This window comes from Micromonospora sp. KC213, from assembly GCF_004348325.1.
Lineage (GTDB): Bacteria > Actinomycetota > Actinomycetes > Mycobacteriales > Micromonosporaceae > Micromonospora.
The window spans coordinates 1-6633 of sequence record NZ_SMKF01000243.1 but is presented as its reverse complement, the minus strand read 5'-3'; the positions used below and the strand labels follow the sequence as shown (position 1 = coordinate 6633).

The 6633-nt window shown below is 76.6% G+C and carries 5 protein-coding genes and 1 pseudogene; 2 read left to right on the top strand and 4 right to left on the bottom strand.

The window, feature by feature from the left end:
* Both E1166_RS28530 and E1166_RS28525 read right to left on the bottom strand, forming a co-directional pair.
* Window positions 1-609 (bottom strand): MerR family transcriptional regulator (locus E1166_RS28530; protein ID WP_243710570.1); only part of this gene is annotated, 609 nt, incomplete at its 3' end.
* Window positions 610-668: 59 nt separating this feature from the next.
* The gene (locus E1166_RS28525; protein ID WP_132342972.1) at window positions 669-1850 is read right to left on the bottom strand and encodes a saccharopine dehydrogenase NADP-binding domain-containing protein; all 1182 of its coding nucleotides are present in this window, start codon (window positions 1848-1850) and stop codon (window positions 669-671) included.
* 122 nt (window positions 1851-1972) lie between these two features.
* Here E1166_RS28525 and E1166_RS28520 point away from each other — a divergent pair, with 122 nt between their 5' ends.
* The gene (locus E1166_RS28520; RefSeq protein WP_132342971.1) at window positions 1973-4744 is read left to right on the top strand and encodes a LuxR C-terminal-related transcriptional regulator; all 2772 of its coding nucleotides are present in this window, start codon (window positions 1973-1975) and stop codon (window positions 4742-4744) included.
* 21 nt (window positions 4745-4765) lie between these two features.
* Here E1166_RS28520 and E1166_RS28515 read toward each other — a convergent pair whose 3' ends face one another.
* Window positions 4766-5314, bottom strand: coding sequence for a DsbA family protein (locus E1166_RS28515; protein ID WP_132342970.1), 549 nt, complete (start codon window positions 5312-5314; stop codon window positions 4766-4768).
* A 121-nt stretch (window positions 5315-5435) separates the two neighbouring features.
* A complete protein-coding gene (locus tag E1166_RS28510) occupies window positions 5436-6116 on the bottom strand; it encodes a BON domain-containing protein (RefSeq protein ID WP_132342969.1) in 681 nt (226 codons plus the stop codon).
* A gap of 128 nt (window positions 6117-6244) precedes the next feature.
* Here E1166_RS28510 and E1166_RS28505 point away from each other — a divergent pair.
* Window positions 6245-6633 (top strand): annotated as a pseudogene (locus E1166_RS28505) (hypothetical protein); the annotation flags it as partial.

Sequence of the window (6633 nt, the reverse complement as noted above, 5' to 3'; positions counted from 1 at the left end):
GGCTTCGGCCCGGGAGGACAGCAGGGTCCGGATCCGGTCGACGGCGGCGACCGGGAGCAACGCTCGCGCCGCCGGCCCGTCGACCGTCCCGGCGGCGCGGGCCACCGCCAGCCGGTGCCGGTCGGTGGCGACCAGCCGTACGCCGTCGGGCTCGACGTCGAACAGCACGCCGGACAACACCGGCAAACCCGGGTCGTCGCCCACCGCGAAGCGGACGGCGTCGACCGCGGCGGCCAGTGCCGCGCGGGACAGCAGCACCCGCGTCGTCGCCGTGCCCTCCTCGGGCCCGAGCAGGGCACGCACCCGGGACAGCTCCCGGCGGGCGTCGGCCAGGCCGTCCTCCAGCCGACGCAGGTGCGCGTCGAGCAGCCGCCCGACCACCGCCGGCTCGTGCCGGTGCCGCAGCGCCAGGCCGATCTCGGCCAACGGCAGCCCCACCCGGCGCAGCCCGGCCACCAACCGGGCCGGCGCCACCTGCTCCCCGGTGTACCAGCGGTAGCCGGTCGCCGGGTCGACCAGGGCGGGGGTCAGCACCTGGCACCGGTCATAGAAGCGCAGGGCGCTGACCGTCAGGCCGCTGGCGCGGGCCAGCTCGCCGATGCTGCGCAGTTCGCTCTCCACCCCGGGAATCCTGCCGCCTCAACCAGGTCGAGGGTCAAGCGCACCGGTCAACCCCGCTGTGCCACCATCCGGAACGTCAGGCCCGCCGCCACCAGGCGGCCCAGCAGCACGTCGCCCATCGCGGTGACCGGGGTGACCTGACCGCAGGTGGGCGGCAGATCGTCCAGCGCCAGGCAGAGCGCCGACTCGGCGAGCATCTTGGCGGTCTCGTCGTACCCCGGGTCGCCGCCGGCCACCTCGGTCTGCACCGTACGGCCCCCGGCGGAACCGACGAAGCGGACCGTGAACCACGACCTCGCCCGCTCCTCGGCGCTCGGCCCCTGCCCGGAGGAGAGCCGGCCGAGCAGCCAGCGCCGGGTCGGCGGCAGCTTCACCAGCCCGACCAGCCCGGCCATGCCGACGCCGGCGGCGACGACGGTGGGCAGCCGCCTCACCGCCGCGAAGTGCCGGTAGCGGAAGTCCGGGCCGTACTCGGGGCGGGCGGCAGCGGACCGGCGTACCACCTGCGGGTCGATGGTGGGCAGCGGCACCACCCAGCCGTCGATCTCCGTCGAACGGCCCACCCTGCCCGGCACCGCGCGGACCCGGCGACCCGGTGGACGGGGCTCCACCGCCCGGCGGGCCTTCGCCGCCCGGCTCGTCTCGGCCATGCGGGAGAACGCGATCAGCGCCGAGTGGTACGTCCCGGCGGAGAATTTCCCACCAGCCCGGACGAAACCGTCGACGGTCACCGGCCCGTCGGTGGGCAGCTGCTTGAGGGTGTACCAGACGCCCATGTCGTGCGGGATCGAGTCGAAACCGCAGGCGTGCACCAGTCGGGCCCCGGTGCGGACCGCCTCGGCGTGGTGCCGCACGTACATCAGGTCGACGAACTCCGGCTCGCCGGTGATGTCGACGTAGTCGGTTCCCGCCGCCGCGCACGCGGCCACCAGCGGCTCCCCATGGTGCACGTACGGTCCCACGGTGGTGGCGACCACCCGGGCGCTGTCCGCCACCGCCCGCAGGGAGGCGGCGTCGGTGACGTCGGCGGCGAGCAGCGGAAGCTCGGCCAGCGCCGGGTCGATGTCGGCGAGCCGGTCGCGGACCGCCGCCAGCTTCGTCGGGTTACGTCCGGCCAGCGCCCAGCGCAGCCCGGCCGGCGCGCGGCGGGCCAGGTACTCGGCGGTCAGACCACCGGTGAAGCCGGTCGCGCCGAACAGGACAAGGTCGTACGAACGGTCGTGGCGCATCCACCGAGTCTGCACCCCGGCCCGGTCCGGGTGAACCGGGCTCCCCCCGAAGGGGTGAACCGGCGTGCGCGGGGTAACCGCCGGCGACCGGGGAAGGAACGCGTCCGACGGGGGTGGCACCGATGCCGCAGAGCCGCAGCAGCAACCGGATCACCGAGGCGCACCCGGAGCCGCCGCTGCTCGCCTCCCGGCTCACCCCGCCGGCCCTGCCGGAGCCGCTGCTGTGGCGGCCCCGGCTGGCCGACCGCCTCGACGCCGGCACCGCCGGCCCGGTCACGCTGGTGCGGGCCCCTGCCGGCTGGGGCAAGACCACCCTCCTCGCCGCGTGGGCACGGGCCGGCGGCGACCACCGCGACGATGCCGGCGACGCCGTGGCCCGGCCGGACCCGCTCGCGGCACCGCCCGGACCGGCCTGGGTACAGGCCGAGCAGGGCGACAGCGGGGAACGGCTGTGGGCGTACCTGGCGGCGGCGTTGCGCGGCACGCCCGGGTGGACATCCGGGCCGCCCGTACCGCCCAGCACCCCGTGCCCCGACCAGCTGGAACCGCTCGCCGCCGCGCTGGCCGCCCGTGAGCAGCCGGTGCTGCTGGTCCTCGACGACCTGCACCGGGTCGCCGACCCGGCCGCGCTGACCGGGTTGGAGTTCCTGCTGCGGCACACCGACGGGCGGCTGCGGCTGGTCGCCGGGACCCGGGGCGAGCTGCCGCAGCCGCTGCACCGGCTGCGGCTGGCCGGAGAGCTGACCGAGATCGGCCCGCAGGAGCTGGCCTTCACCGTCGACGAGGTCGCCGACCTGCTGGTCGCGCACGGCACCCCGCTGCCCTGCGCGGCGGTCACCCGGCTGCGGGAGCGTACCGGCGGCTGGCCCGCCGGCCTGCGGTTCGCCGCGCTGGCCGCCCACGGCCACCCCGACCCGGAACGCTGGGCCGACCGGTTCGGTGGCCACCAGCCGGAGGTCGCCGCGTACCTGCGGGCGGAGGTGCTGGACGGATTGCCGTCGACGGCGCGGGAACTGCTGCGGTGTACCGCGGTCAGCCCGGCCGTGCGGGCGGACCTGGCCGACGTGCTGACCGGCCGGGGCGACGGCGGGCAGGTGCTGGCCGAGCTGGCCCGCGACGGCGGCTTCCTGCACACCGACGACAGCGACCCGCCCTGGTACCGGCCCCATCCTCTGCTGGCCGACCTGCTCCGCGACGAGCTGGGCGGGCTGGACGAGCCCGACCGGCGGGACCTGCACCGGCGGGCCGCCGGCTGGTACGCCGACCAGGACCGCCCGGCCGAGGCGCTGCGGCACGCGCTGGCCGGCGGCGAGTGGGACCGGGCCACCGGACTGCTGCTCACCGACTGGCCGGAACTCGTCCCGTACGACCGGGAGGCCCCGACCGGCCCGGCACCCGCGCCGCCTGCGGCGGAGGCGGTCCGCCGCGACCCGGAGCTGGGCCTGGCCTGCGCCGCCGAGCGGGCGTACGCCGGTGACGCGGAGACCGCCGCCGCGCGGCTGCGCGACGCCGTGGCGGCGGCGGGGTCGCTGCCCGCCCCGCGCCGGGACCGGTTCCGCCGGCTGGCCACCGCCCTGGAGCTCACCCTGGCCCGCCTCGCCGGCGACCACCCGGAGGTACGCGCCGCCGCGGCTCGGCTGCTCGCCACCACCACCCCGTCCGGCCCGGCCGGCCCGGCTGGCGGCGGTGCGGGTGCCCCGGCACCGGATCCGCGGACCCGGGCCGGCGAGGACGCCGACGTACGGGCGGTGGCCGGGACGGCGCTCGGCCTGACCGACCTCGCCGAGGGCGACCTGCGGGCCGCGACGGTCCGGCTCACCGAGGCGTACGACGCCGCGCGGCACAGCGGCCGGCCGCGTACGGTGCTGGTCTGCGCCGCCCGGCTGGCCCTGCTGCACGCCCTGGCCGGGCAGCTGCGGGCCGCCGAGCGGACCGCCCGGGCGGCCCTGGACCTGCCGCCGTGCCAGGGCTGGTCGAGCCGCCTCGAGTGCGCCCACGCCCACCTGGCGCTGGCGCTGGTGGCCCTGTACCGCGATCAGCCGGAGGAGGTCGCCGCCCGGCTGGCGCTCACCGGCGCGGTCGCCGGGGAGCCGACGGCCGCCGCCGCCGCGACGCTGTGCCGGGCCGCGCTGCTGCGCGACGCCAACCAGGCCGCCGCCGCGACCCAACTGGTGGCCGGGACGAGGATGCAGGGACCGCCCGACGGAGGGCTCGGCGACCGGCTGCTCGCCCTGGAGGCGGGCCTGCGCGGCGAGCAGGGAGACGTGGACACCGCCCGGGGGTTGCTCGTTGACCGGGCCCGGGAACCCGACCCGGCACCGGTGCTGGCGTTGGCGCTGGCCCGGGTGGAGCTGCGGGCCGGCGACACCCGGGCCGCCGGGTACGCCCTGCCGGAATGGGACGGCCCGGCCGCCGAGGCCTGGCCGCTGCCGGTACGCCTCGCCGCCGGGGTGCTGGACGCCGTACTGGCCCGACAGCACGGCGACGACCGGCGTGCGGGCCGGCTGCTGGAACGGGTGCTCGACCTTGCCGCGCCGGAGGGCCACCGGCGGGTCTTCACCCGCGCCGAGCCGGCGGTGCGGGACCTGCTCGCCGCGCACCTCGATTCCGGCACGGCACACTGGCCGACCGTGAGTGACCTGCTGCGGGGGGCCGGGGAACCGGTTGAGTCGGGGCCGGACGGGGCGGTCCGGGCGCTGGACGAGCCGTTGACCGAGCGGGAGCTGACCGTCCTGCGCTACCTGCAGAGCATCCTGTCCAACGTGGAGATCGCCAGCGAGCTGTCCCTGTCGGTCAACACGGTGAAGACCCACGTACGCAACATCTACCGCAAGCTCGACGCGACCCGCCGCCGCGAGGCGGTCCGCCGGGCCCGCGAGCTGCGCCTGATCTGAGCCTCGGCGGGCGGCGCACGGTCAGCCGCTGGCCGCCGCGTCCACCGCTGTCAGCAGCTCCGGCAGGTCGTACCCGCCCTCGTGGCAGGCGTCGTTGACGAACAGGGTGGGAGTGCCGTTCACCCCGCTGCGGATCCCGCCGACGAAGTCGCGGCGCACCCGGTCGGCGTACGCCTGGCGCTCGACCTCCGCGCCGATCTCGTCGGGCGGCAACCCGAGCTGCTCCACGCCGAGCGACAGGTGCACCGGGTCGAGCTGGTCCTGGTGCTCGAAGAGCCAGTCGTGCATCGCCCAGAACCGGCCCCGCCGCCCGGCCGCCTCGGCGACCTCCGCCGCGGCCTCCGCGTACGGGTGCACGTTGGCGATGGGGAAGTGCCGGTAGACCAGACGGACGACGTCGGCCCGCTGACGCAGCATCTCGGCCAGGTTCTGGTGCGTCGCCCCGCAGTAACGGCACTGGAAGTCGCCGTACTGCACGACGGTGACCGGCGCGTCCGCCGGCCCACGGACGTGGTCGGTGTCATCCACCGGCACCCGCAGCCGGGCGGTGACCTGCAACGGCGTGATCATCCGGCCACCGCCTGCCGCGACCCGGGCAGTCCGTCGGAATCGGTCATGAGCCCAGCGTGCCGCCGTGGCGGGTGAGAGCGGATCACCCGCCCCGGGTGGTCCCCGGCGTGGCCCGGGGGCCTCAGCCGGCCACCGTGACGTGGTTGTGCACCTCCCGGATGCCGGGGGCGGACCAGACGATCCATTCCACCTCGTCCCGCTCGGTCACCGAGTGCACCTGCCCGTCGACGACCGCCGTGTCGCCGTACACCTGGATGCTGACCCGGTCCGGTTCGGTGGCGCCGCTGCGGACCAGCGCGTCGACGATCCGCTCGGGTAGTTCGTCGCCGCCGGGCCGGCTCGCCGGCTGCACCGTGATCCCGTTGCTCACCCCGCGTACGCCGGTCAACCGCCCCACCACCCGCTCAGCGGCCCGGCGCTGGTACTCCCACTCGACGGGGCCGCGCAGCGTCACCCAGCCGTCGGCGACGGTCACCTCCAGGTTCTCCACCGGCACGAAGGCGTCCCACTCCAGGGCCCGCTCGGCGGCCAGGGCGATCTCCGCGTCGGTGCGCTGCGCCGACGGGGCGATCCGCACGCCGAGGTCGTTGGCGACGGCCCGCACCCGGGCCACCCGGTGCGCGGCCCGTTCCGCCGCCCACCTGGCCGCGTAGCTGTCGACCCAGCCGGTCAGCGTCACCACGCCCTCGGTGACGATCACCCCCACCCCGGTCGGGCTCACCCGGGGATCCCAGGTCAGCTCGTCGAGCACGTCGTTGCGGAGGTCCTGGTCGGTGCGGGTGACGCTGGTCGCGGTGGCCATGCGCGTACTCCCTTCCGGGTCGGGCGTGGCGGGCGGACGTCCCGCCGACTGCGAGGCTGCCGCCGCGGGGGGTGAGTCGCCCTCGCCCGACGGGGGTGACACGATCTGGCGACCGGTCGGGAGGGGGGATGGACGTGAAGCGGGCTCGGAGGGTGGCCCGCCGCGCCGCCCGCGGGTCGTGGCGGGCGGCGCGGCACGAGTGGACCCTCGTCGTCCTGGTCGCGCTGCTGCTGGCCGTGGCGATGACCTGGCCGACGCTGCGCGACCCGGCCGGCACCCTTCCGCAGGACACCGGCGACCCCACGTTGCAGGCGTGGCAGATCGCCTGGGGTGGGCACGCCATGGCGACCGATCCGGCGCGCGTCTGGCACTCGAACACGTTCTTCCCCGAGCCGTACACCTACGCCTACTCCGACACCCTGCTCGGGTTCGCCCCGTTCGGCATGGTCGGCGAGGGACCGGTGGCGGCCGTGGTCCGCTACAACCTGCTGTACGTGCTGACCCACGCGCTGGCGTT

Bases quoted from the DNA above. Each gene is read 5' to 3' on its own strand.
- E1166_RS28515 (WP_132342970.1), bottom strand. From the start codon at position 5,314: ATGATCACGCCGTTGCAGGTCACCGCCCGGCTGCGGGTGCCGGTGGAT.
- E1166_RS28510 (WP_132342969.1), bottom strand. From the start codon at position 6,116: ATGGCCACCGCGACCAGCGTCACCCGCACCGACCAGGACCTCCGCAAC.
- E1166_RS28525 (WP_132342972.1), bottom strand. From the start codon at position 1,850: ATGCGCCACGACCGTTCGTACGACCTTGTCCTGTTCGGCGCGACCGGC.
- E1166_RS28520 (WP_132342971.1), top strand. From the start codon at position 1,973: ATGCCGCAGAGCCGCAGCAGCAACCGGATCACCGAGGCGCACCCGGAG.